Origin of the sequence: Clostridium sp. MT-14, from assembly GCF_042436595.1 — a bacterium.
Lineage (GTDB): Bacteria > Bacillota > Clostridia > Clostridiales > Clostridiaceae > Clostridium_B > Clostridium_B aromativorans.
In genome coordinates this window covers 69,061-91,940 of record NZ_JBHMIY010000005.1, presented here as the reverse complement: position 1 = coordinate 91,940, position 22,880 = coordinate 69,061, and the positions used below count along the sequence as shown (strand labels likewise).

26 protein-coding genes are annotated in these 22,880 nt (G+C 38.0%); all 26 read left to right on the top strand.

The annotated features are described in order from the left end of the window. Positions 1–20 precede the first annotated feature (20 nt). The 26 genes from ACFHWD_RS06030 (at position 21) to ACFHWD_RS05905 (ending at position 22,863) form a co-directional block, all read left to right on the top strand. Positions 21–356 (top strand): single-stranded DNA-binding protein, encoded by a 336-nt coding sequence (locus ACFHWD_RS06030; RefSeq protein ID WP_229980880.1) that lies wholly within the window; start codon positions 21–23, stop codon positions 354–356. Positions 357–594: 238 nt separating this feature from the next. Continuing rightward, positions 595–936 carry a hypothetical protein gene (locus ACFHWD_RS06025; protein ID WP_150356351.1) on the top strand — a complete coding sequence of 114 codons (342 nt, stop codon included), beginning with the start codon at positions 595–597 and terminating at the stop codon, positions 934–936. Positions 937–1,094: 158 nt separating this feature from the next. After that, the gene (locus ACFHWD_RS06020) at positions 1,095–1,952 is read left to right on the top strand and encodes a flagellin (RefSeq protein WP_150356352.1); all 858 of its coding nucleotides are present in this window, start codon (positions 1,095–1,097) and stop codon (positions 1,950–1,952) included. Positions 1,953–2,379: 427 nt separating this feature from the next. Then, a complete protein-coding gene (gene flgB, locus ACFHWD_RS06015; protein ID WP_150356353.1) occupies positions 2,380–2,781 on the top strand; it encodes a flagellar basal body rod protein FlgB in 402 nt (133 codons plus the stop codon). Between the two features lie 11 nt (positions 2,782–2,792). Continuing rightward, positions 2,793–3,224, top strand: a complete 432-nt coding sequence (flgC, locus tag ACFHWD_RS06010) for a flagellar basal body rod protein FlgC (RefSeq protein ID WP_150356354.1) — start codon at positions 2,793–2,795, stop codon at positions 3,222–3,224. Positions 3,225–3,242: 18 nt separating this feature from the next. After that, a complete protein-coding gene (fliE, locus tag ACFHWD_RS06005; RefSeq protein ID WP_150356355.1) occupies positions 3,243–3,626 on the top strand; it encodes a flagellar hook-basal body complex protein FliE in 384 nt (127 codons plus the stop codon). 15 nt (positions 3,627–3,641) lie between these two features. Next, positions 3,642–5,228 carry a flagellar basal-body MS-ring/collar protein FliF gene (gene fliF / locus ACFHWD_RS06000; protein WP_179977091.1) on the top strand — a complete coding sequence of 529 codons (1,587 nt, stop codon included), beginning with the start codon at positions 3,642–3,644 and terminating at the stop codon, positions 5,226–5,228. A gap of 5 nt (positions 5,229–5,233) precedes the next feature. Next, positions 5,234–6,250 carry a flagellar motor switch protein FliG gene (fliG, locus tag ACFHWD_RS05995; RefSeq protein WP_150356357.1) on the top strand — a complete coding sequence of 339 codons (1,017 nt, stop codon included), beginning with the start codon at positions 5,234–5,236 and terminating at the stop codon, positions 6,248–6,250. Beyond that, on the top strand, positions 6,234–7,001 hold the full coding sequence (locus tag ACFHWD_RS05990; RefSeq protein WP_179977092.1) for a flagellar assembly protein FliH: 768 nt from the start codon (positions 6,234–6,236) through the stop codon (positions 6,999–7,001). The genes fliG and ACFHWD_RS05990 overlap by 17 nt, the downstream gene beginning before the upstream one ends. Before the next feature lie 30 nt (positions 7,002–7,031). After that, positions 7,032–8,339: a flagellar protein export ATPase FliI gene (fliI, locus tag ACFHWD_RS05985; protein ID WP_179977093.1), complete on the top strand. Its 1,308-nt coding sequence runs from the start codon at positions 7,032–7,034 to the stop codon at positions 8,337–8,339. Positions 8,340–8,358: 19 nt separating this feature from the next. Continuing rightward, positions 8,359–8,793 carry a flagellar export protein FliJ gene (fliJ, locus tag ACFHWD_RS05980; protein WP_150356360.1) on the top strand — a complete coding sequence of 145 codons (435 nt, stop codon included), beginning with the start codon at positions 8,359–8,361 and terminating at the stop codon, positions 8,791–8,793. Between the two features lie 61 nt (positions 8,794–8,854). Continuing rightward, positions 8,855–10,315, top strand: a complete 1,461-nt coding sequence (locus tag ACFHWD_RS05975; RefSeq protein ID WP_179977094.1) for a flagellar hook-length control protein FliK — start codon at positions 8,855–8,857, stop codon at positions 10,313–10,315. A 21-nt stretch (positions 10,316–10,336) separates the two neighbouring features. Further along, a complete protein-coding gene (locus ACFHWD_RS05970; protein WP_179977095.1) occupies positions 10,337–11,110 on the top strand; it encodes a flagellar hook assembly protein FlgD in 774 nt (257 codons plus the stop codon). Positions 11,111–11,130: 20 nt separating this feature from the next. After that, complete coding sequence (locus tag ACFHWD_RS05965; protein ID WP_150356363.1) at positions 11,131–11,535, top strand: TIGR02530 family flagellar biosynthesis protein; 405 nt, start codon at positions 11,131–11,133, stop codon at positions 11,533–11,535. A 246-nt stretch (positions 11,536–11,781) separates the two neighbouring features. Further along, complete coding sequence (locus ACFHWD_RS05960) at positions 11,782–12,834, top strand: flagellar hook-basal body complex protein (RefSeq protein ID WP_179977096.1); 1,053 nt, start codon at positions 11,782–11,784, stop codon at positions 12,832–12,834. Positions 12,835–13,187: 353 nt separating this feature from the next. After that, positions 13,188–13,382: a flagellar FlbD family protein gene (locus tag ACFHWD_RS05955; RefSeq protein WP_150356365.1), complete on the top strand. Its 195-nt coding sequence runs from the start codon at positions 13,188–13,190 to the stop codon at positions 13,380–13,382. 44 nt (positions 13,383–13,426) lie between these two features. Next, complete coding sequence (gene fliL / locus ACFHWD_RS05950; protein WP_179977097.1) at positions 13,427–13,957, top strand: flagellar basal body-associated protein FliL; 531 nt, start codon at positions 13,427–13,429, stop codon at positions 13,955–13,957. 54 nt (positions 13,958–14,011) lie between these two features. Then, positions 14,012–14,425: a flagellar biosynthetic protein FliO gene (fliO, locus tag ACFHWD_RS05945; RefSeq protein WP_179977098.1), complete on the top strand. Its 414-nt coding sequence runs from the start codon at positions 14,012–14,014 to the stop codon at positions 14,423–14,425. Further along, the gene (fliP, locus tag ACFHWD_RS05940; protein WP_378060992.1) at positions 14,415–15,191 is read left to right on the top strand and encodes a flagellar type III secretion system pore protein FliP; all 777 of its coding nucleotides are present in this window, start codon (positions 14,415–14,417) and stop codon (positions 15,189–15,191) included. The genes fliO and fliP overlap by 11 nt, the downstream gene beginning before the upstream one ends. 11 nt (positions 15,192–15,202) lie before the next feature. Continuing rightward, positions 15,203–15,472, top strand: coding sequence for a flagellar biosynthesis protein FliQ (fliQ, locus tag ACFHWD_RS05935; protein WP_150356369.1), 270 nt, complete (start codon positions 15,203–15,205; stop codon positions 15,470–15,472). 49 nt (positions 15,473–15,521) lie between these two features. Continuing rightward, positions 15,522–17,345: a fused FliR family export protein/FlhB family type III secretion system protein gene (locus ACFHWD_RS05930; RefSeq protein WP_150356370.1), complete on the top strand. Its 1,824-nt coding sequence runs from the start codon at positions 15,522–15,524 to the stop codon at positions 17,343–17,345. Between the two features lie 4 nt (positions 17,346–17,349). Then, entirely contained in the window at positions 17,350–19,416 is a 2,067-nt protein-coding gene (flhA, locus tag ACFHWD_RS05925; protein WP_150356371.1) for a flagellar biosynthesis protein FlhA, read from the top strand. Then, positions 19,416–20,570, top strand: a complete 1,155-nt coding sequence (gene flhF, locus ACFHWD_RS05920) for a flagellar biosynthesis protein FlhF (RefSeq protein WP_150356372.1) — start codon at positions 19,416–19,418, stop codon at positions 20,568–20,570. Before flhA ends, flhF begins: the two co-directional genes overlap by 1 nt. Continuing rightward, positions 20,564–21,442, top strand: a complete 879-nt coding sequence (locus tag ACFHWD_RS05915) for a MinD/ParA family protein (RefSeq protein WP_179977100.1) — start codon at positions 20,564–20,566, stop codon at positions 21,440–21,442. The genes flhF and ACFHWD_RS05915 overlap by 7 nt, the downstream gene beginning before the upstream one ends. Before the next feature lie 14 nt (positions 21,443–21,456). Continuing rightward, a complete protein-coding gene (locus tag ACFHWD_RS05910) occupies positions 21,457–22,128 on the top strand; it encodes a flagellar brake protein (RefSeq protein ID WP_179977101.1) in 672 nt (223 codons plus the stop codon). 3 nt (positions 22,129–22,131) lie between these two features. Next, positions 22,132–22,863 (top strand): FliA/WhiG family RNA polymerase sigma factor, encoded by a 732-nt coding sequence (locus tag ACFHWD_RS05905; protein WP_150356375.1) that lies wholly within the window; start codon positions 22,132–22,134, stop codon positions 22,861–22,863. Positions 22,864–22,880: the final 17 nt, after the last annotated feature.

Below are 22,880 nucleotides of genomic sequence, written 5' to 3'. Positions count from 1 at the left end.
AAACTAACAGGGAGGTAAAGGTGTTGAATAGTGTTACTCTTATTGGAAGACTTACCAAGGATGCAGAGATTATTAAGATGGAAAACAATGTAAGAAGTGTAATTAAATTTGTCTTAGCTGTTAACAAGGATTTTGTAAACAGCAGCGGTGAAAGGGAAGCAGATTTTATTCCAATTTCCTATTGGACTAACAAGGGAGAAAAATTGTATCCCTATTTGAAAAAGGGAAGGCTGTTAGGTGTTAATGGCAGGATAAGCACTAAGAACTATGTAAAGGATGGAGTAAAGAAGTTCTCCACTATTGTGGAGGCAGACAAGATTCAGTTCCTAGAGTATAAAGAGGAAGCTTTAGCTTGATTTGAAATTATACTTGTAGGTCTGTTTGAAATTGTTTGAGTTTAAGTTAAGAGGATACGACATATAAGCCTGTCAAGGCAGGCTTATATCACTATTAATTGATATAAGCACTTTTAGCTTTAAAATAAGTGTACTAGCTATTGAATCAGGTGATTCTTGAGGACAGTTCCTTTGACATTATATTACTTCAGTTGGTAAAATATAAGGTAGGATAATTTAAGGAAGGATGGGAGTTTTTATGGGAAGTGACAAGTCGGAGAAAATACTTATTAATAAGAATTGTATAGATATGTTGATTTCGGGATTGAAAAATATAAAGATAAGCAGCAGGGAAAAGTCCATAAAAAAAGAAGCAGAGAAAATGTTGAATTTAATAGAAGAAGAACTTTACAAAAGAAATATTTCCCTTAAACAGAAGATACTTGAAAAGATGAAGGAAACCAAAAGTACAGATCCAAATATGAATGCCAATTTATATATATTATATCGCAATTTAGATAGTGGACAGATAAGTGAGGAACAGGCACTGGAATTATTTAAGATGTATGTAAAAATGGAACCCTATGACAGAACTATATAGGACATGCAATCCATAGTGAAGTTGTCCATAAAAAATTATGATTTAAAGTAGTTGTATAATTCATATTGAAATTTCCACTAAAGCATTTTATAGGAGCTTTCGATAATAATATTGTGTAATATTGTTGTGTGGGCAATGAAAAGAGGAGTGGGGTTTTTATGAGAATAAGCTATAACATGCCGGCATTGACTTTGAATTTTCTTCAAAACCAGGCTTTAAAAAGACAAAGCGGAAATTTAATTAGAATATCCGGCGGCCTTAAATTAAACAGTGCCAAGGACAATCCCAGCGGAATGGTACAGAGCCAGAATATTAAATTGCAGATAGGCGGGCTTCAAACTGCAGCTAGAAATGTACAGGATGGCGTGAGCATGCTTCAGACTGCAGAAGGAGGGCTTCAGGAGATCACGAGTATGATTCAGAGAATAAGACAGCTTACACTGCAGGCGGGCAATGGGACGACTACTCCATCGGACAGAAGTGTGATACAAAATGAAATAGATCAGCTGCTGGATGGAATAAGTTCTATGGCGGATCAGACGGAATTCAACGGATTGAAGCTGCTGGGACAAAATGAAGAGGATAAGGTCTTAAGTATGCAAATAGGGGCCAATGCGGGAGAAAGTGCAGACATACCACAGCTGGATTTGACAAATAGTGAACAGAGCGATATATCGGAGTTGTATCTTATCAAAAGTGGTAAGGGTAAAGATGTATTGGATGGTAATGTAGATGATGCTCTTACTGCGATAGACAGTACTTTAAATAAGGTCATTTCTTACAGGAGCAAATATGGTGCACTGGAAAATAAATTTGAATCCAATTATTATAACATGCAGGAGTTAACAGATCGGATGATTGATGCAGACAGCGGTTTAAGTGATGCTGATATAGCGGAAGAAATAGTAGGTTACTCAAAGGAATCTATAATTGTGCAGGCATCCAATGCCATGATTGCACAAGCCAATGAACTTCCGCAGGATGTACTTAAAATACTGGAGAATACCCGAAAATAATTTTTTACAGCGGGGAACTACCTAAATATAGAGTTTATCTATGTTTAAGTAGTTCCCTGATGTTTTTTGCTGAAAACAATGTGAATTTTTATATGAAATAACGCAAATATAACATATCTGTAACATGAATATTGGAAAATAAATAATATACTATGTATTTATGTATGCTATTAATGGCAGAAAAGAAAATATTTTCATAAAAATTGTATTATAATATCGTAATTTCTTGTTTTTGATTAAAATTTATATTAATTAGAAAAAATTTCATATAATTGTAGCATTAACATATAATTTTGTGGTAATATAAGTTATATTGAATGTGATTTTAATCAAAAATAAAATGTGATTAAATATATTTCCTTTTTGGAAAATTTGTAAATGAAAATATATACAATTATATAGAATAATGGAAATGGAGGGATAATAATTGAACATATCTCAGTTGCCTAATGACGAATTAGTGTATACTCTGCTGCAGAAAGGATTGGATGCATCCCAGGCCAGGAGCAGCGCAACAGCCGAAAATATATCCAATATAAATACCAAGGGGTATAAAAGGAAATATGTCACTTTTGAAGAAAATTTAAAAAAAAGTATGGATGATTTGGAACTTAAGACAGATGATGAAAAACACATGAAAATAGACAGTGATTATGGCTCCGTTGAGTTGGAAACAGACAATAGTACCAGCATGCGGGAAGACGGAAATAATGTGGACATAGACAATGAGATGGTAAATCAGTCAGCTAATGCTCTCATGTACAATGCACTTGTAACACAGATAAACAGCAGACTGGCCATGAAGCGGTATGTAATAGATGGAAGATAGGGGTGATAATTGTGATTGAAGCTTTTAATACAATGAGAATAAGTGCCAGCGGACTTTCAGCAGAGAGACTAAGAATGGATACCATAGCTTCCAATATGGCCAATGTAGAGACTACTAGAGGAGCTGATGGACAACCATATAGAAGGAAAGTAGCGGTTTTTCAGGAAAATTTACAGAGTGAATTAAATAAAAATGGACAATATGAAGATATACCCAGAGGTGTTAAAGCTGTGGGAGTAGTTGATGATCCTTCACCATTTAAGAGGGTATATGATCCTACTAATCCAGATGCAGATGCTGATGGTTATGTGTCCATGCCTAACGTAAATATATTAAATGAAATGGCCGACATGATGGTGGCTACCAGATCCTATGAAGCAAATGTAAGTGCCATTGATGCGGAAAAGAGCATGTTTTCGAAAGCTCTGGAAATAGGAAAATAGAAAAGGGGATAAGTACATATGAGAATAAATGAATATGTGCCTGACAGCAGTGTATTTGATTTTAACAAGTCTGTTCAGGACAGCAATCTAAACGGCAATAATACAGTAGTTAATAATCTTAATAACGCCATATCAGAAGATGGCAAAGTAGATGGAAGTACAGATGAAAATGACAGCAGTATATCCGATTTTGCGTCAATGCTGAAAAATGAGCTGGATGAGGTAAATGACCAGCAGGTGCAGGCGGATAACAGCACCAAAGAGCTTATAGAAGGTGACAGAACGGATATACACAATGTAATGCTGGATACGGAACAAGCTAAGATGTCGCTGGAATTGGCGGTGCAAATCAGGAATAAACTTGTAGATGCATACCAGGAATTGAATAGAACACAGTTGTAGAAGGAGTGCTAATGGATGGGTAAGCTATCGCAATTTTTTAAGAATTTAATAGATAAATGGAAAAATTTGAGTAGAAATAAAAAGATAGCTTTTGGAGTCATAGCTGTGGGAATTATAGCGGCGATTATATTTGGAGGAATGTCCTTGGGAAAGAAAAAATATGCAGTGCTTTTTTCAAATATGAATGAAACTGATTCAGCAGCAGTGTATAAAAAACTCCAAGATGATAAAGTAGATGTCAAAGTAGAGGGAAATTCAATTCTGGTACCTAAAGATGAGGTAGACAGTGATAGGATGAAGGTGCTTTCAGAAGTACAGCTCACCAATGGAAGCCAGGGCTTTGAGCTGTTTGATAAAAGTAATTTGGGCACTACAGATGCAGAGATAAAGGTGAACTATCAGAGAGCTCTCCAGGGAGAACTGGAGAGGACTATAAAATCTCTTCCGCAGGTTGAAGATGCCAGGGTGCATCTTGTACTTCCAGATGACACTGAATTTGTAAAAGATACTCAGCCCGGAAGTGCTTCTATAACTTTGAAGCTGAAGTCCGGACAAAAATTGAGCCAGGATCAGGTAAAGGCTTTGGTTGCACTTATATCAGGCGGTGTGAAAAATATACCTAAGGAAAATGTTCAGGTTATAGATGACAAGATGCAGCTTTTGTCCAAGGATCTATATCAAGATGAAGGCACTGGTACTGAAGACAGCACCGTTCCTGCAGAAAAACAGCAGCAGCTTCAGCAGCAGTATGAAAAAGATCTTGAGAAGAGGCTTTTAAGTATGCTGGAAACCGTATATGGCAAAGGTAAGGTTCAGGTGAGAGTAAATGCGGACCTGGATTTTGATGCTGTACAGCAGGACGCCACGACTTACGATCCCAATAGAAGAGCAGTGGTAAGTGAACATACGATAAACAGCACAAATGCCGGGGGTACAAATAATGCAGGTGCCAGCCCCGTGGACAATAATATGAGCAATACCACGACTACTACTGGAAATAATGGAAATTCAACCTACAATGAGGCCACTAGAAATTATGATGTATCCAAATCAGAGCAAAAAACTGTAAAAGCTCCTGGAAGTGTAAGGAGGCTTACAGCTTCTGTGGCATTGGATGGAAATGTAGATGATGCTACTAGGAATTCCATAAGAAATCTTGCAGTTTCTTCCATAGGTTATGATGCAAACAGGGGAGACACCATAAATGTAGAGGGTATACCTTTTGATACCACTGCCCAGGACAATGCGAAGAAAGATATGGATGCCATGGATAAGGCAGAGCAGCTGGCAAAGAGAAACAGGCTGATTGCAATTATAGGCGGTATTGCAGCAGCAGTGATTGCCACTGTAGTTGGAGTTATACTCTGGAGAAGAAAACATGAGGAGGAAGATTTGTTTGATGAGGAAATGGAGCCTCAGGGTATAGATGCAGTTGTAGGAGATGAAACCCAGGTTAAAGAGAAGCCTAAATTTAAACCTGTAGAACTTGAATCGGAAAATGAAGATACTCACGTTGAAAATGAAATAAAGAAATACGCTAAAGATAAGCCTGATCAAGTTGCAGACATAATAAAATCATGGTTAGCAGAAGATGAGAGGTGATAAGAATGGCTAGGGACAATCAAAAATTAACTGGAGTACAGAAGGCTGCCATATTATTTATAACTCTTGGACCAGAAGCAGCTGCAGGTATAATTAAAAGACTGCCGGAAGCCGAGATACAGAAGATAACTTATGAAATAGCCAATATAAGTTCAGTGAAATCGGATCAGAAAAAGGAAATACTTCAGGAATTCGTACAGATGAATAAAGCCAAGGATTATCTATTGGAAGGCGGCATAGAGTATGCCAGAAATCTTTTGTCAAAGGCCCTTGGAACTCAGAGGGCAGTTGAAATACTGGATAAAGTTACAGAGGCGACGCAGCAGTTCAGACCCTTTGCCATAGCTAGGAAGGCAGATGCTCACCAGCTTTTGAATATAATATCAGATGAGCACCCGCAGACCATAGCGCTTATACTCTGTTATCTTCAGCCTGACAAAGCCGGGCAGATACTTTCAGCACTTCCTGAAAATGTTCAGGCTGAGGTATCCTATAGAATTGCTACAATGAGCACTACTTCCCACAGGGTTGTAAAAGAAATAGAAAAAGTACTTGATGACAAATTATCTTCCGTAGTTAAGTCTGATATGAGAGTAATTGGTGGTGTCCAGACCATTGTGGATATATTGAATCAGGTGGACAGGGCTACGGAGAAAAATATTACAGAGGGATTGGAGAAGGAAGATGCAGAACTGGCAGAAAAAGTCAAAGAGTCCATGTTCGTATTCGAGGATATTGTCACTCTGGATGATGTATCCATTCAGAGGGTACTCAGAGAGGTGGACTCAAAGGATCTTTCACTTGCACTTAAAGGATGCTCTGAAGAGGTGGCTGAGTGTATTTTCAGGAACCAGTCCAAGAGGGCTTCCGCAGCACTGAAGGAAGATATAGAATTCCTGGGACCTGTAAGACTTATGGATGTGGAAAAGGCCCAGCAGGGTATTGTGAATATTATAAGAAGGTTGGATGAAGCCGGAGAAATAGTTATGGCGAGAGGTGGAGAAGATGCGATCATCATATAAGATTATAAAAGGTGACAGCATAAATAAAGATGGTACTCACGATATAGTTACGGTATTTAAAAAACAACCTCCTCCTAAAAGGAAGAACAATGTCGATTCACCTGAAGGTAATTATGACAGTCTGATACAAACCATGTTGAAAGGTGCGGCCGAAGAAAGAGAGAAAATACTTTCTAAAGCCAGTGTTGAAGCTGAGGAAATCAAAAAAAAGGCCTATGATGCTGCCAGTAAAAAGGGATATGAGGACGGCAGAAAAAGGGGGCAGGAGAAAGGCTTCAAAAGTGCTTATGATGAAGGATATGTGAAAAATATAGAAAAGGCTAAAATTGAAGGCGAAGATATAAGAAAGAAGGCAGATGCTGTCTTAAAAGCTGCTGTAGAGGAAAAAAACAGATATTTGACGGAAAAAGAAGAGGAAATCAAAAAATTTGTAATAAATACTGTGGAGAATATTTTAAAAGAAGAGATTAAAAACAAGGACAGTTTGAATCAGATGGTGTTTAATGCACTTTCACAGGTTAAGAATTCTAAAACTTTCATCATAAAGAGCAGAGAGAAATACTGCTGTGAATTTAAGAAGCAGGTTGATCTGTGGAGAGAGCAACTGCCTTTTAAGGGGGATATATTCATAATACCGGATGAGTCTCTGGAAGAGGGCAGTGTAGTTATAGAAAGAGATAATGGGAAAATTGTGCTGTCCGTGGACATAGCTGTGAAGAAATTGAGGAAAATATTTGAGGGCGTCAATTAGCAGATTTTTTGCCATAAGGGTGATGATTTAGTGATAAATTTAAACTTTCAGGAATTGAATAGAAAAATAAGCGAGGCCAATTTTTCCTACCAGGAGGGAACTGTAAAAAAAGTAATAGGACTTACTATAGAGGTTCAGGGAATAAAGGCCTTCATAGGAGAAGTATGTACTATATATAATGAAGAAAATCATAAAATTGTATGCGAAGTTGTGGGCTTTAAAGAAGATGACATAATACTCATGCCCCTGGGGGAGCTTACTGGAATTTCCACAGGATGCAGAGTGGTTCCTGAAAGAAGGCATCTAAATGTTGAATGTTCAGAGGAACTTTTCGGAAAAGTTTTGGACGGACTTGGCAATCCTCTTCAGGGAGATCCGTTGAAATCCGGCAGTTTCTACGAACTGGATGCGGAACCGCCGGATCCGCTGAAGCGGAGAAGAATCAGCAGTGCCATTTCTACAGGTATACGTGCCATAGATGGTTTTTTGACCTGCGGAGAAGGTCAGAGAATTGGTATATTTGCAGGAAGTGGGGTCGGTAAAAGTACAACTCTTGGCATGATTGCAAGATATGCTGAAGCAGATGTGAATGTAATAGCACTTATAGGTGAGAGAGGAAGAGAAGTAAGGGATTTTATAGAAAAGGACCTTGGGGAAAGTGGATTGAAAAAATCCGTCATAGTATGTGCAACTTCTGATAAGCCTGCACTTGTCAGGCTGAAAGGAGCTTTTACCGCAACTGCCATTGCAGAGTATTTCAGGGATAAGGGAAAAAAAGTGATACTCATGATGGATTCTGTAACCAGGTTCGCCATGGCACAGAGAGAAATAGGACTAGCTGTTGGAGAACCTCCTGCTACAAAGGGGTATACTCCTTCAGTATTTGCAAAGCTCCCAAGGCTTATGGAGAGAGCGGGAATGTCAGATAAAGGATCTATAACTGCATTTTATACTGTTCTGGTGGATGGTGACGATCTGAATGAGCCCATTGCAGATGCGGTCAGAAGTATATTGGATGGACATATAGTGCTGTCAAGGACTCTTGCCAATAAAAATCATTATCCTGCTATAGACATACTTGCCAGCATAAGCAGGCTCATGCCTGAAGTAACCACCGAGGAGCACAGGAAAAGTGCATCTTTTGCAAGAGATATGTTATCTACATACAGGAATTCAGAAGATCTTATAAATATAGGTGCCTATGTGAAGGGCAACAACAAGAAGGTTGATACGGCCATAAGATATTATGATGATATAGTTGATTATTTGAAGCAGAAAATGGATGAACACTCTACTTTAGAGGAAAGTGTAGACAGATTGAAGAACATGTTTGACTAAAATCAGGGAGGAAAAGCCAATGAAGTACAATTTTAAACTGCAGAAACTCTTGGATATGAGAATTGATAGAGAAGATAAAAGTAAAATAGAATTTCAAAAGGCTCAAAGTGAAAAGCTGAAGGTAAAAGAGAAGCTTACCCAGATGGAGGAAAAATATAATGAGTATAAAAACAGACCTCTCCCCACATCAGCCATAGAGCAGAAGATAACGCATATCTATATAAATGCCCTGGACTATAACATAAATGAAACCTCCCAGGAACTCAGCAAAAAAGAAAAGATTGTAGAGGGAAAAAGGGAAGAGCTGAAGCAGAGACAGATTGACAGAAAAACTGTGGAAACATTAAAGGACAAGGGATACAGAAACTTCGTCAAGGAACAGAATAGAATAGAGCAGAAGTTGAACGATGAATTTGCCCTCTATGGATTTATTAGAAATTTAGGTACAAGGTAATGATTTGATTAAAGATTGTTATTTTGGAGTACATATATGCTGGAAAGGAGGTGAATACAAAGTGGCTAACATAAATGCTGCAGCATCTGTAAATGCCGCGGATGTTCTAAACAACACAGCATCAAATGTTTCCGGAGACAGGACAAATGTGAAAAATTCCGGTGATTTCAAAAATACATTAAAAGATGCCTTTAAGGATGTCTCAAAATCCGATAATTCAAATGAAAATGTAAAAGCAAGTAGAACATCAGAAGACAGTGTTACAGTTAATGACAGCAGCAAAGATCAAAATTTAGATGAAAAACTGAAAGGGCAGCTGGAAAAGGCAGGTTTCAGTCAGGAGGAAATAGAGAAAATAGAAGATGAAATTAAGCAGGAAGATGTAGATCCCAAAAATTTGTCTTATATACTCAATATGTTGTTTTCCTATAATGGTAATTTGAATGACAGTGAACTGATGGATAAAATAAGTGATCTTCTAAGTGACAACATAAGCAGTGATATTTTGAAAAACCTTCAGGCTATAATATCGGACAATACAGCTGGGAGCAAAAATATCATAGATAAAATAGTGGAAAAAAATATAGACGGACTTGCAGATATTCTGCAGAAACTTGGAATCAGCGGGGAGTTCAGTGAAAAATTGGAAGCAGGTATTTTATCCAAAGTATCCCAGGGAGCAAATCTGGAGCAGAACATATACAACAAGATAAAAAGCGAGATAAATTCTGCCCTGGCTGCACAGATGCGCACAGATACTACAGGAGAGAGCTTAAATGCCGGTTTGGCCGGAACTAGGATGCAGGATATTATCCAGAATGGACAGTCAAATATGGACAATAGTACGGTATCTTCTCAAAATGACCAGTTGAGTACGAATAATAACCTGATATCTTCTAAAGACGGAAACGTGTCCCAGAATAATTCTGATAAATCCAGTGACAAGGGCAGTGGAAATCTCACCGGCAGTGGAGATGAAATATTGAAGAAAATAATAGAAGGCGGAGATGGAGACAAGATCTCCAAAGCTGCCAATTTTATGACACAATTCTCAAACATAAACGGAGACAACACTGTAGAAAATCTGAAAAATCTGGTCATAAACAAAAATTCCTTTACTTCTGATATCATAAAAACTTTAAAATACATGGATCTCAACAATGTGAAGCAGCTGACAGTAAAGGTAAATCCCAGGGAACTGGGGGAAATCACCATAAATCTGGTTATGGAAGCTGGCAAAATGAAAGCAGCTATCACAGCCTCCAATCAGGATACCTACAATCTTTTGAATTACAATCTACAGGATTTATCAAACAAAATTCAGGGCAATGATATAAGAGTTCAAAGCTTTTCCCTGAATCTTTACAACGAGGACACTACCTATTTCAGGGATGAAAGCAGAAAAGGACAGCAGAACAAGGGAAACGGCAGTGGAAAGAATATGACCGTTGACAGTATATCCGGGGAAGAAGCCCCCCAGGAGGACTATTATGAGGAAAACAATGTAAATATACTGGCTTAATTTGGAGAGGAGGTAATTGTTATGGCTATATCGGTTGATAATAGCTTGAATCGAAATTATAATATGGCTGCTGCAGCTGCAGATCAGAATGCTGTAAATACAAATGAAACAACTGATTCATCCAGTGACGATGACACTACCATCGGTGATTTTTACAGTGATCCTACCAGAACTGAAAGGGGAACTAAAATAGTAAAGGCCAATGGTGACATAGATAAGAACATGTTCCTTAAAATACTGGCAGCGGAACTTTCAAATCAGGATCCTACAAGCAGCGATTCCCAGAGCGGAACGGAGTATGTCAGCCAGCTGGCACAGTTTTCATCTCTGGAGCAGATGACCAATTTAAACAGCAGCAATAAATTGAATTCAGCCAATTCACTTGTGAATAAATATGTCACCTTCAGCGATCTGGATTCCAATGGAAGCAATTATAACGGCCAGGTGGTGGGAGTCCTAAAAAATGGCGATGACATAACACTGAACACACTTATAGGCCAGGATGCGGACGGCAATGGCATATACAAGGATTTTGACATAGACGATGTGATTAGAATCGATGATCTGGGAGATGCTTTTGATCCAACTACGAATAATATGATGCTTTTAAATGCAACCTCACTTATAGGCAAAAAAGTTGATATAGATGAAAAAGATGAAGATGGAAATGACTACAGCGGTGTAGTCCAGTCCGTATCCAGGGGAACCGGCGGAATAATTATAAAGGTGCAAATTGGGGACAATGAAACCAAGGACTTTTATTTTGATCAGGTTTCCAGGGTAGAGAATTCATAAAGTGCAGGTGTGATGAAACCATGGGATATAGAGTCGTAAATGGCAAGCTGCATTTTACACAGGATATAGCTGCAGCATACGGCATTCAAGACAGTACGAATAATGTGGAGAACAGCCGCCAGAGGGAAATATCCTTCAAGGATACCTTGAAGACTGAGATAGACAAGGCCAATAGTTTTACTATATCAAATCATGCTGCAGAGAGGCTTAAAAGCAGGAACATAGTGTTAAGTGAAAAGGACATGAAAAACATAAACTCCGCCATAAATAGGGCGGATGACAGAGGATGCAGGGAATCCGCACTTCTCTACAAGGATACGGTGCTCATCACTTCCATAAAAAACAGGACTGTGATTACGGCACTGAACAAGAATGCGGACAATGACAGCGTATTTACCAACATAGACAGCATGGTGATAGTGTAATTATTTCAAATATAATTGATTTTCGGTGAAACCGAAAATCCTCATTAATTGTCAATTGTCAATTGTTAATTGTTAATTGTTAATTGTGAATTCAAAAAAAGCTGGCCGGACCACAAGGTGGAAGCCAGGTTCTGCGGAATGAAAGAAACAGGACAAGAAAAATATCAAATACAATTGATTTTCGGCAGCTGCCGAAAATCCTTGTGAATTGTAAATTGTGAATTTAAAAAAATTGGAGGGAAATATATGTTACCATCATTGTACTCGGGAATAAGCGGCCTCAGGGCCAACCAGCAGAAATTGAACGTAGTTGCAAACAACATAGCAAACTCCACCACCACGGGATTCAAATCCCAGAGCATGAACTTTCAGGACACCATAAGCCAGACACTTTCGGATCCAAGTGCCCCCAGCAACAGCATAGGCGGTGTCAACGGAAAGCAGAGCGGCCTTGGAGTGAAGGTGGCAGGTATAAGCACGGATTTTACAACAGGAAGCGTAGGAACCACCAACAGAACTCTGGACTTCATGGTAGACGGACCTGGATATTTTGTAGTGGGAACCGGTGCTTTGGGGGATGACTCTGGTAATACTGGAATAAAAATTACAAATGATATATTGGGACAAGGAACTGCCCCCACTAATGAAATAGAACCATCTTATACGAGAGACGGTGCATTCTTCCTGGATACCCAGGGAAATCTTCTCACTGTGGACGGTCATAGGGTTATGGGATATGAGCTGAAAGGTAAAAATGAAAAAGATACTGCTCAAGATGCTACTATACATTATTCTTCTAATCCAGATGAACAGAACAAAATAGATTTTGTAGATGCCAATTCAAAAGATGGTGTAGAAGCAATTACAGGACAATTAGTACCACTTTCTATTCCAAATAGTATAACAGTTGATGGCAAGGAGGTAAAAGTAAAATCTTTTTCAGTGTCAAAGGACGGTTACATAACTGCACAGCTGGCGGATGGAAAAACTGCTGCCATTGGGCAGATAGCCATGGTATCCTTCCAGAATGAGGGGGGTCTTGTAAAGGAGGGCGGAAATCTCTACACTGTATCTGCAAACTCAGGACAGCCTATAGTGAGAAGCGGAAAAGGCGATACTACAGACGACAACAGCGGCAGCTACGGAAACATGATTCAGGGCGCCCTGGAGATGTCCAATGTGGACCTGGCACAGCAGTTCACGGACATGATAATAGCTACAAGGGCCTTTCAGGCAAACGGCAAGATAATAACCACAGACGACGAGATACTCCAGGATCTGGTCAACCTGAAGAGATAGCCTATTTCGAATATCAAAGTTCAGATATAAAATATCAGATATGGTTGATTTTCGGCATCTGCCGAAAATCTCCCTTGATTATAAGTTTGTACATTGTCAATTGTGCATTGTAATGTAAAAAGAGTATTACATATTTATGAATCCATAACAAATTATAGAAATCATCCCGGGTTATTCTGGCAAATTCATTATTGTATCTTGTGCCCGATGATGGTAAAATTCTAACAGAACCAGCACGAGGCAGGGCAAATATCAAAGTTCAGATATCAAATATTGTTGATTTTCGGTGCAGCCGAAAATCCTCATCAATTGTGCATTGAAATGTGAACTGTGAATTGAATAAGGAGGTTTCTATGATAAAACTTACGGGATTAAATGACAGGGAATTTGTTATAAATGCAGATCATATAGAAAAATTGACGGAAACTCCCCAGAGTGTGATAACTCTTACAAACGGGAACAAATATGTGGTGAAGGAATCCAATGATGAGATAATAAGAAAGGTTATAGAGTACAAGAGAAAAATATACAGGGGAGATTTTAAATAGTGTTTCAATAGCTTATACATAATATTTTGAAAGGAGAGAGTGTGATGGAAAATGGAGTGGAAAAAAAGAGTGGAATAAACTTCAAGATAGTTTTGATAACTCTTTTGTTTTTGGCTGCTATAGGTGCAGGAGCTTATTTTGGATACAACAAGTTTTTAAAGGGCAGCAGCAAAAGTCCAAATGTAGTTGCACAGAACAACAGCTCATCGGTTCAAACCCAGCAGACATCCAGCCAGGGAAACAGCAGCAGTTCAAGTTATCTGCAGCAGGTTGTGTCCAAATATACTTTTGACTTAGGTGATTTTACAGTAAATCTGGCAGATGAGGGTGGGAAAAACTACTTGAAAATAAGTGCATATCTCGGATATGACGATAAAAAGTTGAATGAAGAGCTTACAGACAAGAAGCCTATGATAAGGGATGCTGTCATAGACATTCTGAGGACCAAAAAGGTGTCCGACATAAATCCAAAGTATATGGACAATATAAAAATGCAGATTATCCAGAAAATAAATCCCATGCTGGAAAATGGAAGATTGAATAATGTATATTTTGACGATATACTCACCCAGTAAAAGTATATGATTTGGCAGTTTTGTATAAATCCCATTGGAAAGGTTGAAATTTAAATGGACTTACAATTTTGGTGGATGCTGTTTAAAGTGATTTTGTCACTGCTCTTTATAGTTTTCCTCATATATATTTTTGCCAGGTACGGAGGACAAAAATTCAAGAGTATTCAGGGCAGCAGATATATAAATATACTTGAGAGAACTCAGCTTTCCAAAGAAAATAGCTTGTTTGTAATAAAAATCGGTGAAAAAGGATATGTGATTTCGTCTTCAAATGGAAAAGTTGAAATAATCTGTGAGCTGCCGGAGAAAGAATTGTCAAAAGTTGAAAGTATGAAAAATGTCTACGAATATAAAAATTTAGGGGATTTATATAGGAAAACCGGCCTGCAGGATTTGGTGAACAAAGTCGGCCGCAGTATTTCAGCTAAAAAACTTAAAGTGAAAAAGGAAGATAGAGATGAGCGTTAAGCACAGCAAAAGCATTATAGTTATTTCATTTTTAATATTTGTTTTTATTGTTCTGGCAGGTTTTAGAGCACATGCAGCCCCTACTGATTTCCCAATACCAAATGTGAATGTTTCTGTAGACAATGCTTCCACGCCCCAGCAGTATGTGGGCAGTATAAAACTGCTTATAGTGCTTACCATTTTGACACTGCTTCCTTCATTTGTAATGATGATGACAAGCTTTGTGAGAATAATAGTTGTATTTGGATTCTTGAGAAGTGCCATGGGAACACAGCAGTCTCCTCCAAATCAGGTATTGATAGGACTTGCGCTTTTTATGACGGTATTTATAATGCTTCCCGTTTATGGGAAAATAAATTCTACAGCCATACAGCCTTACCTGAGCAATAAAATAACACAGGAACAGGCTATAGAAACGGGGGCAAAACCACTGAGGGAATTTATGCTGAGGCAGACAAGACAAAAGGATCTGAAACTTTTTGTGGACAATGCCAAGCTCAATTATAAGGTTACGAAAGACAATGCACCTCTTTATGTGGTGATTCCAGCTTATATGATAAGTGAGCTGAAAACCGCTTTCCAAATAGGTTTTCTGCTGTACATACCGTTTATGATAATAGATCTGGTGGTATCAAGTGTGCTCATGTCAATGGGGATGTTCATGCTTCCTCCTGTTATGATATCACTGCCTTTTAAACTGCTTTTGTTTGTCATGGTAGATGGCTGGTATCTGCTGGTGAAATCTTTGATTATAAGTTTTTCGTGAGGTGAATTTGAATGAGTGAAAATATGGTAGTGGGTATCATAAAAGATGCAATACAGACGGGACTTTTGATTTCAGCTCCAATTTTAATAGTTTCAGTACTGGTGGGACTTATAATAAGTATATTTCAGGCTACTACACAGATACAGGAACAGACACTTACCTTTGTGCCTAAACTTATTGCCATTGCCATAGTGGGACTTTTTACCGGAGTTTGGATGCTCCACCAGATGGTTAGTTTTACTGAAAGAATTTTTACATACATAGCACATATAACCCAGTGATCAGTTAATAGTTAAGAGTGTATAGTTTATAGTTACGGAGTGGATTAGTTTGATAAATACACTGTATTTTACGGCTTTAGTACTTGTTAGTATTAGAATGTTCTGTTTCTTCATGATGGTTCCCATATTTTTTCCCAATGGTACTCCCAATACGGTTAAAGTGGGATTGACACTGGTTATGGCATACATACTTTTACCGGGTATAGATTATTCTACTGTGAATAACATAAACAGTACTATTCCGTTTATATACAATTGTATAAATGAAGCCGCGGCAGGCCTCACCCTGGGTTTTATGGTGAGCTTGTGTTTTACGGCATTTAGAATTGCCGGCAGTTACATGGATTTACAGGTGGGACTTTCCATGATGAGTATGTTTGATCCCAATTCCGAAAGTACCTCCACTCTTCTGGAACGTCTTATGTACTGGCTCGGTATGGTGGTTTTTCTGGCAGTGGATGGCCATCATATGCTTATAAAATCCCTGCTGGAAAGTTTCAGCACCATAAAACTTGGAAGTTTTTTATTGACACAGGGATCCATCAATATTGTAATAAAAGCTTTCATAACATATTTTTCCATAGCAGTGAAAATAGCAGTTCCCATACTCATCATAATGCTGGTGGTTAATTTGACTATGGCTCTCATAGCAAGGACTGTACCGCAGCTTAACATAATGATACTGGGGCTCCCAATACAGATATTAGTCGGCATGGCTTCCTTTTGCTTTGCACTCCCTATATTTTTGAATATTATGGAAAAGACTTTTTATGCCATACCGGATTCCATAAGGGGATTTTATCATACTCTGCCGCTGCTTATAATATTTGCCTCCGATGACAAGACGGAGGAAGCCACTCCCAGAAAGAAAAGTGATGCAAGAAAAAAGGGACAGGTTGCTAAAAGTAAGGAAGTGGCTCTAGCACTGACTCTTTTAGCTTCCACGATAGCTATACTTGTCTTTGGAGGATATATAGGTTCCCAGATGAAAGATACCATGGTGGCATTTTTAAATAATTATCTGTTGACTTCCTTAAATTATGGAAGTGTCCAGAAAATAGCTTTTATAACTGTATGGAGACTGGCACTTATATTTTTACCCATAGCTCTGCCAATATTACTCATGGGAGTTTTGGCAAATTTACTGCAGACCAGGGGGCTTGTGACGGCCCAGACGCTGAAACCTGATTTCTCGAAATTGAATCCCATAAATGGGTTTAAGAGAATGTTCTCCATGAGAGCTGTAATGGAACTTTTTAAGGATACCCTGGTAATTGTAATAGTTGGAATTATAGGATATAAATTTATAAAAGACAATTACATGTATATAATGACACTGAGCAGTTTGAATTTTGAGAGCGTGATCAAGGCACTGTCAAAACTTACTGTGAACATATTTTTTAGGATAACTATAATAATGCTTGCCATAGCTATTATAGATTACATATTTCAAAATTTTCAGTACAACAAGGATCTTAAGATGTCAAAACAGGAGGTAAAAGAGGAGTACAAGCAGGATGAAGGAGATCCCCAGATTAAGAGCAAGATAAAACAAAAACAGAGAGAAATAGGCATGAGAAGAATGATGCAGGAAGTTCCAAAGGCAACAGTTGTAGTTACGAATCCTACCCATGTAGCAGTGGCCCTCAAATATGAAGACGGCAAAAACAGTGCTCCGGTGGTAGTGGCAAAAGGGCTGGATGCAGTGGCTTTTAGAATAAAAAAGATGGCTGTGGAAAATGATGTGCCTGTGATCGAAAACCGTCCTCTTGCAAGGCTCCTATATGATGAAGTGGATATTGACAGGGAAATTCCTGTAGAAATGTACCAGGCAGTAGCGGAGATATTGGCACTGGTTTACAAGATGAGGTGATATTTTGGAAAGAAGCAGAAACAGGTTTAAACTGAAAGACAATGTGGATATACTCATGGCACTTTTGATCGTAATGGTAGTCTTTATGATCATAATTCCACTTCCGGCAAAATTACTGGATATATTCATTGCATTTAATATAACGCTGTCCATAGTTATAATACTTTTGACTATGTTTACTACGGAAGTACTTCAATTTTCAGTATTTCCCACATTGCTTTTGATAACTACACTTTTCAGACTGGCACTGAATATTTCTTCTGTAAGGCTGATACTCAGGGATGCCTATGCAGGGGAAGTTATAAATTCTTTCGGAGAGTTTGTAGTTGGCGGAAGTTATATAGTTGGAGTAATAATATTTTTGATAATCATCATCATACAGTTTATTGTAATAACCAATGGTGCCAACAGAGTGGCAGAGGTATCTGCCAGATTCACGCTGGATGCAATGCCTGGAAAACAGATGAGTATTGATGCGGATTTGAATTCAGGTTTGATAGACGAAAAGGGAGCCAGAGACAAGAGAGCAAAACTTCAAAGGGAGGCGGACTTCTATGGAGCCATGGATGGAGCTTCTAAATTTGTAAAAGGAGATGCCATAGCTGCTCTGGTAATTGTAGTTATAAATATAATAGCTGGTATAATCACAGGTATAGTTGTGAAGGGCATGGATGCCTCCCAGGCTGCCCAGACTTATACTAAGCTGACCATAGGAGATGGACTCGTGTCTCAGATTCCGGCACTTCTCATTTCTACAGCTTCAGGTATACTTGTAACCCGTTCTGGAAGTGATGAGGATTTTGGAACCATGGCTGTAAAGCAGCTGCTTAGTTTTCCCAAAGTAATAGCCATAGCCGGTGCCGTACTGCTTTTCCTTTCCATGATACCCGGTCTTCCACATATGGCATTTTTAATACTTGCAGCAGCTTGTATTATAGCAGCCTACCTGCTGCACAAAGATGAAAAGCAGCAGCTCGTACAACAGGAGGCAATGCAGAGTCAGGAAATGACTGAAATAGAAAATAAGGAACCGGAAAATGTTATGAATCTAATATCCGTGGAACCTATGGAGATAGAGATAGGCTACGGGCTGATACCACTGGCTGACGAAAGCTCGGGAGGTGATCTTCTCCAGAGAATAACTTCAGTTAGAAGGCAGTGTGCAATTGAAATGGGAATAGTAGTACAGCCAATTAGAATCAGGGATAATCTGCAGCTTAAGACAAATGATTATGTGATAAAGATAAGGGGTACTGTAGTAGCTAAAGGTGAGCTCATGCCAAATATGCTGTTGTGCATGGATCCCACTAATTCAAACAGTGATATCCAGGGCATAAGTACTACTGAACCTTCCTTTGGACTTCCAGCTATCTGGATAAACAAGGATCAGAGGGAAGAGGCTGAAATAAAAGGACTGACTGTAGTGGATCCTACTACGGTACTGGTGACGCACCTTACGGAAACCATCAAGAATCATTCTTATGAACTCATGGGAAGGCAGGAAGTTAAACTCATACTGGATTCCGTTAAGGAAAAATATCCTACTGTAGTTGAAGAACTCATACCGGATCTGCTGACCATAGGAGAAGTTCAAAAAGTGCTGCAGAATCTTTTGAGAGAGAGAGTATCTATAAAGGATATGGTTACCATTCTGGAATCCCTTGCGGATAATTCCAGAAATACAAAGGACATAGAGCTTTTAACGGAATATGTACGCTTTGCACTGGGAAGAAGCATATGTAATTCACTTATAGATGATAAGGGGGCAATTTCTGTAATTACATTGTCCCAGGATCTGGAGAAATTGATAGGAAGCAATATTCAAAAGTCCATGCAGGGATCTTTTCCTGCGGTGGATCCGGATACTACAAGCAGGATATTGAAATCCCTCAGAAAAATGCTGGATTCAGTTTATTTTTATGAAAATCAACCTGTAGTTTTGGTTTCGCCTAAAATAAGGGCACCTTTTAGAAGATTAATTGAGATGGTATTTCCAGCAGTGAACGTACTGTCATTGAATGAAATACCAAATGATGTGGAGATAAAGACTGAAGGGGTGGTTTCAATATAATGATTGTTAAAAAATATAAGGCCAACAGCATGAATGAAGCTATTACCAGGATTAAATATGAGCTGGGCAGCGAGGCTGTTATAATAAGTCAGAGAAAGATAAGGAAAAAAGGCATATTGGGATTTTTCTCCAAAAAAATTTTAGAAGTAACTGCTGCTGTGGACAATAGAAAAAAAGAAGATAATATGAATTACGGTATTAAAACCATAAAGAGAATATTGAATAATGGAATAAGAAATGAAGAATCTGAAAATAGCAGTTTGAAACAGAACTCCAGCATGACAGGAGGTGTCTATGAAGACAGTATAGTAGAAAAAAATAATGATGCACTGGTAAAAGAAGTGCATCAGATGAAGGGCATGCTGGATAAAATGATGAATAACCCTTATGGAAATATCGGCAAAAGTGAACTTCAGGTAAAACTTGAAAACAGTGATTTAAATGAAAATGTAATAAAGAAGATATTGAGCAGCATAAATATTATGGAAGATGATAGAAAAGATGAGGAAAAATTAAAAGAAGTAGTACAGAATATGATAAAAGTGGATAGTGGAAAGCTTTCCCGTGCAGTGGTGTTAATAGGACCTACTGGTGTTGGAAAGACCACCACTATTGCTAAACTTGCAGGCAGAATGGCCCTTATTGAAAAGAAGAAAATTGGACTTATAACAATAGATACGTACAGAATAGGGGCTGTGGAACAGCTTAGAACTTATGCGGATATAATGAATATACCCTTCAAAGTAGTACTTACCATGAAGGATATGGAGAAAGCCATCGAAGACATGGGAGACTGCGATGCTATTTTAATAGATACTACGGGAAGAAACAGCAAAAATAAAATGCAGATATCGGAGCTGAGGGCATTTATAGATAAAGTCAAAACAGATAATATACATTTAGTGATAAGCTGTACTACTAAAAACAGGGACATAGATGCCATAGTGAGCGGCTATAGACAATTGAAATATAATTATGTAATAATCACAAAATTGGATGAAACTTGTACTTATGGCTCAATATTAAATATTCTGCAGTCTGCTAAAAAGCCTATAAGTTTTGTAACTACAGGCCAGAATGTACCTGAGGATATAAAATCTATGAGTTCTGAAGAATTGACGAAGTTGGTATTGGGAGAGGATATCATATGCTAGACCAGGCTGAAAAATTGAGGAGACTGGCTTCAAAAGGCAAAGAGGTAAAAAAAGATTTTTCCCAGTGTGCTGCAAAACCTACAATAATAACAGTTACCTCCGGTAAAGGAGGAGTGGGTAAAAGTAATTTTGTGGTTAATACAGCCATAGCACTGCAGAAGATGAAAAAAAAAGTTCTTATACTGGATGCAGATATGGGCATGGGAAATGATCATGTGCTTATGGGATTTTTACCGAGATACAGTGTGTATGATGTGATCTTTGGAAATAAGAAAATAGATGAAATTATTGTAACAGGGCCCTTTGGAGTGAAATTGCTTCCCGGAGGAACGGGAATATCAAAGATTGAGGAGATAACAAAATCACAGAGAGAGAATTTTATAGAGAAGTTGTCTTTATTAGGTGATTTGGATTATATAATACTGGATACAGGAGCAGGTATAAACAGAGATGTGCTTGGGTTTATCGCTTGCTGCGAAGAGGTTATTGTGATTACTACACCGGAACCTACATCTCTTACGGATGCATATAGCCTGGTTAAAGCTGTAGATCATTTTAAATTGAAGAGTTCAGTAAAAATCGTTATAAATAAGGTCATGAACATTGAAGAGGGCAAAAAAACCTTTAATAAATTTAACAGTGTAGTGAACAAGTTTCTAAATATTTATACTGAATATCTTGGAAGCATGTCAGAGGATAAAAGGCTTATACAGGCAGTTAGGCAGCAAACTCCATTTTTGATAAGCTATCCTAATTCGAAGATTTCCAGAGAGGTGAATTTTATAGCAAATAGGCTGAGTGGAGTTAAAACAGATGACGGGGGAAAGGGTATCCAGGACTTATTTAAGAGAATTTTTGATATTTTTTCGTAGAAAGAAGGGATAAAGTGAAATGCAATATTGAATTTACAGTGAACAGCAGGATTGAAATAGAGATAGGCGGCGAAGTCTATAAGAGCAATATTCAGGACCTTTCGGACGATTGTATAGGCATAAATATACCCGTAAACAACCATAGATATATAGCTTTAAAAAAGGGTGACAAGATAGCTGCAGTATATTATTCGGGGAAAAACATATATAGCTTTCATACAGTAGTTGTAGGACGAAAAATAGAAAAAATACTTATAATAATGATAAAAAAGCCTACTGAAGTAGAGGTTGTACAGAGAAGAAATTTTGTCAGGGTTCCAATAATTTTTGATGTACTCTGCGCCATGGTACCTGTGAGAAAGGATCTACATAATCTAGATGATCAGGTAAGGGTGTTTAATGCTTATTCTGTAGATATGAGCGGCGGAGGAATGAAAGTAGTTGTAAATGACAAATTGGAATATAAATTGCAAATTGACGATATTATTATGGTAACCATTCCCATGGAAAACGACAGTTTAACTGTAAAGGGGAAAATAGTCAGAATTGACCGAAATAAGGATAATTCAAAATTAATACTTGGGCTGGCTTTTACAGACCTGGATAAAATGAGCAGGGAGAGGATCATAAGATTATTGTTTCAGATAATGCGGGAACATATAAAAAAAGGAGCAAAGGAGGATTAAAATATGGCTTTGGCGAATGAGTTAAATGTAAAAGAAGAGTTAGTAAAAAAATATCTTCCTCTGGTAAAATATATTGCCTCTAGAGTTATAATAGGGAAAAACAAGTATATAGAGTATGAGGATTTAGTGAGTTACGGGATGCTGGGGCTGATGGATGCGATAAACAAATTTGATAAGGATAGGGGCATGAAATTCTCTACCTATGCCTCTATAAGAATAAAGGGCTCCATGATAGATGAATTGAGAAGAAACAGTCCCATTTCCAAAGGATCCATGGACAAGCTTAATAGGTACAATGGGGCGGTGGAATCTCTTCAAAAGGAACTTGGGAGAGAACCTAAGAGTATTGAAATAGCCGATAGACTCAATATATCTCTTAAGGAAATGATGGAAATTGAAAATTATATAAATTATATATCCATAGTGTCTCTGGAGGATTTGATATTTTCAGAGGAAGATGATATTCCGCTTATGGGAACTGTAGAGGATCCTAAAAGTCCAAGCCCTGAAAGAAGTCTGGAGGAAAAAGAAAAATTAGAATATTTAGCCAAAGCTTTAGAACTTTTAAATGAGAAAGACAATTTAGTTCTCACCTTGTATTATTATGAGGGGCTTACATTAAAGGAGATAGGTCATATTTTAAATGTATCGGAATCACGGGTATGTCAGCTTCACGGCAGGGCTATCATGCATTTGAGAAGGGCTATGGTAAAATTAAAATATATGTATAATTAATTGCAGACTTTGATTTT

What these genes read in the sequence shown, in the direction of transcription:
- fliF (WP_179977091.1), top strand. Translation starts at nt 3,642, where the DNA reads ATGGGTAAGCTATCGCAATTTTTTAAGAATTTAATAGATAAATGGAAA.
- ACFHWD_RS05965 (WP_150356363.1), top strand. Translation starts at nt 11,131, where the DNA reads ATGGGATATAGAGTCGTAAATGGCAAGCTGCATTTTACACAGGATATA.
- fliQ (WP_150356369.1), top strand. Translation starts at nt 15,203, where the DNA reads ATGAGTGAAAATATGGTAGTGGGTATCATAAAAGATGCAATACAGACG.
- ACFHWD_RS05990 (WP_179977092.1), top strand. Translation starts at nt 6,234, where the DNA reads ATGCGATCATCATATAAGATTATAAAAGGTGACAGCATAAATAAAGAT.
- ACFHWD_RS06025 (WP_150356351.1), top strand. Translation starts at nt 595, where the DNA reads ATGGGAAGTGACAAGTCGGAGAAAATACTTATTAATAAGAATTGTATA.
- fliP (WP_378060992.1), top strand. Translation starts at nt 14,415, where the DNA reads ATGAGCGTTAAGCACAGCAAAAGCATTATAGTTATTTCATTTTTAATA.
- flhF (WP_150356372.1), top strand. Translation starts at nt 19,416, where the DNA reads ATGATTGTTAAAAAATATAAGGCCAACAGCATGAATGAAGCTATTACC.
- ACFHWD_RS05915 (WP_179977100.1), top strand. Translation starts at nt 20,564, where the DNA reads ATGCTAGACCAGGCTGAAAAATTGAGGAGACTGGCTTCAAAAGGCAAA.
- fliG (WP_150356357.1), top strand. Translation starts at nt 5,234, where the DNA reads ATGGCTAGGGACAATCAAAAATTAACTGGAGTACAGAAGGCTGCCATA.
- fliE (WP_150356355.1), top strand. Translation starts at nt 3,243, where the DNA reads ATGAGAATAAATGAATATGTGCCTGACAGCAGTGTATTTGATTTTAAC.
- fliO (WP_179977098.1), top strand. Translation starts at nt 14,012, where the DNA reads ATGGACTTACAATTTTGGTGGATGCTGTTTAAAGTGATTTTGTCACTG.
- ACFHWD_RS05960 (WP_179977096.1), top strand. Translation starts at nt 11,782, where the DNA reads ATGTTACCATCATTGTACTCGGGAATAAGCGGCCTCAGGGCCAACCAG.
- ACFHWD_RS06020 (WP_150356352.1), top strand. Translation starts at nt 1,095, where the DNA reads ATGAGAATAAGCTATAACATGCCGGCATTGACTTTGAATTTTCTTCAA.
- fliJ (WP_150356360.1), top strand. Translation starts at nt 8,359, where the DNA reads ATGAAGTACAATTTTAAACTGCAGAAACTCTTGGATATGAGAATTGAT.
- ACFHWD_RS05905 (WP_150356375.1), top strand. Translation starts at nt 22,132, where the DNA reads ATGGCTTTGGCGAATGAGTTAAATGTAAAAGAAGAGTTAGTAAAAAAA.
- ACFHWD_RS05955 (WP_150356365.1), top strand. Translation starts at nt 13,188, where the DNA reads ATGATAAAACTTACGGGATTAAATGACAGGGAATTTGTTATAAATGCA.
- fliL (WP_179977097.1), top strand. Translation starts at nt 13,427, where the DNA reads ATGGAAAATGGAGTGGAAAAAAAGAGTGGAATAAACTTCAAGATAGTT.
- ACFHWD_RS05970 (WP_179977095.1), top strand. Translation starts at nt 10,337, where the DNA reads ATGGCTATATCGGTTGATAATAGCTTGAATCGAAATTATAATATGGCT.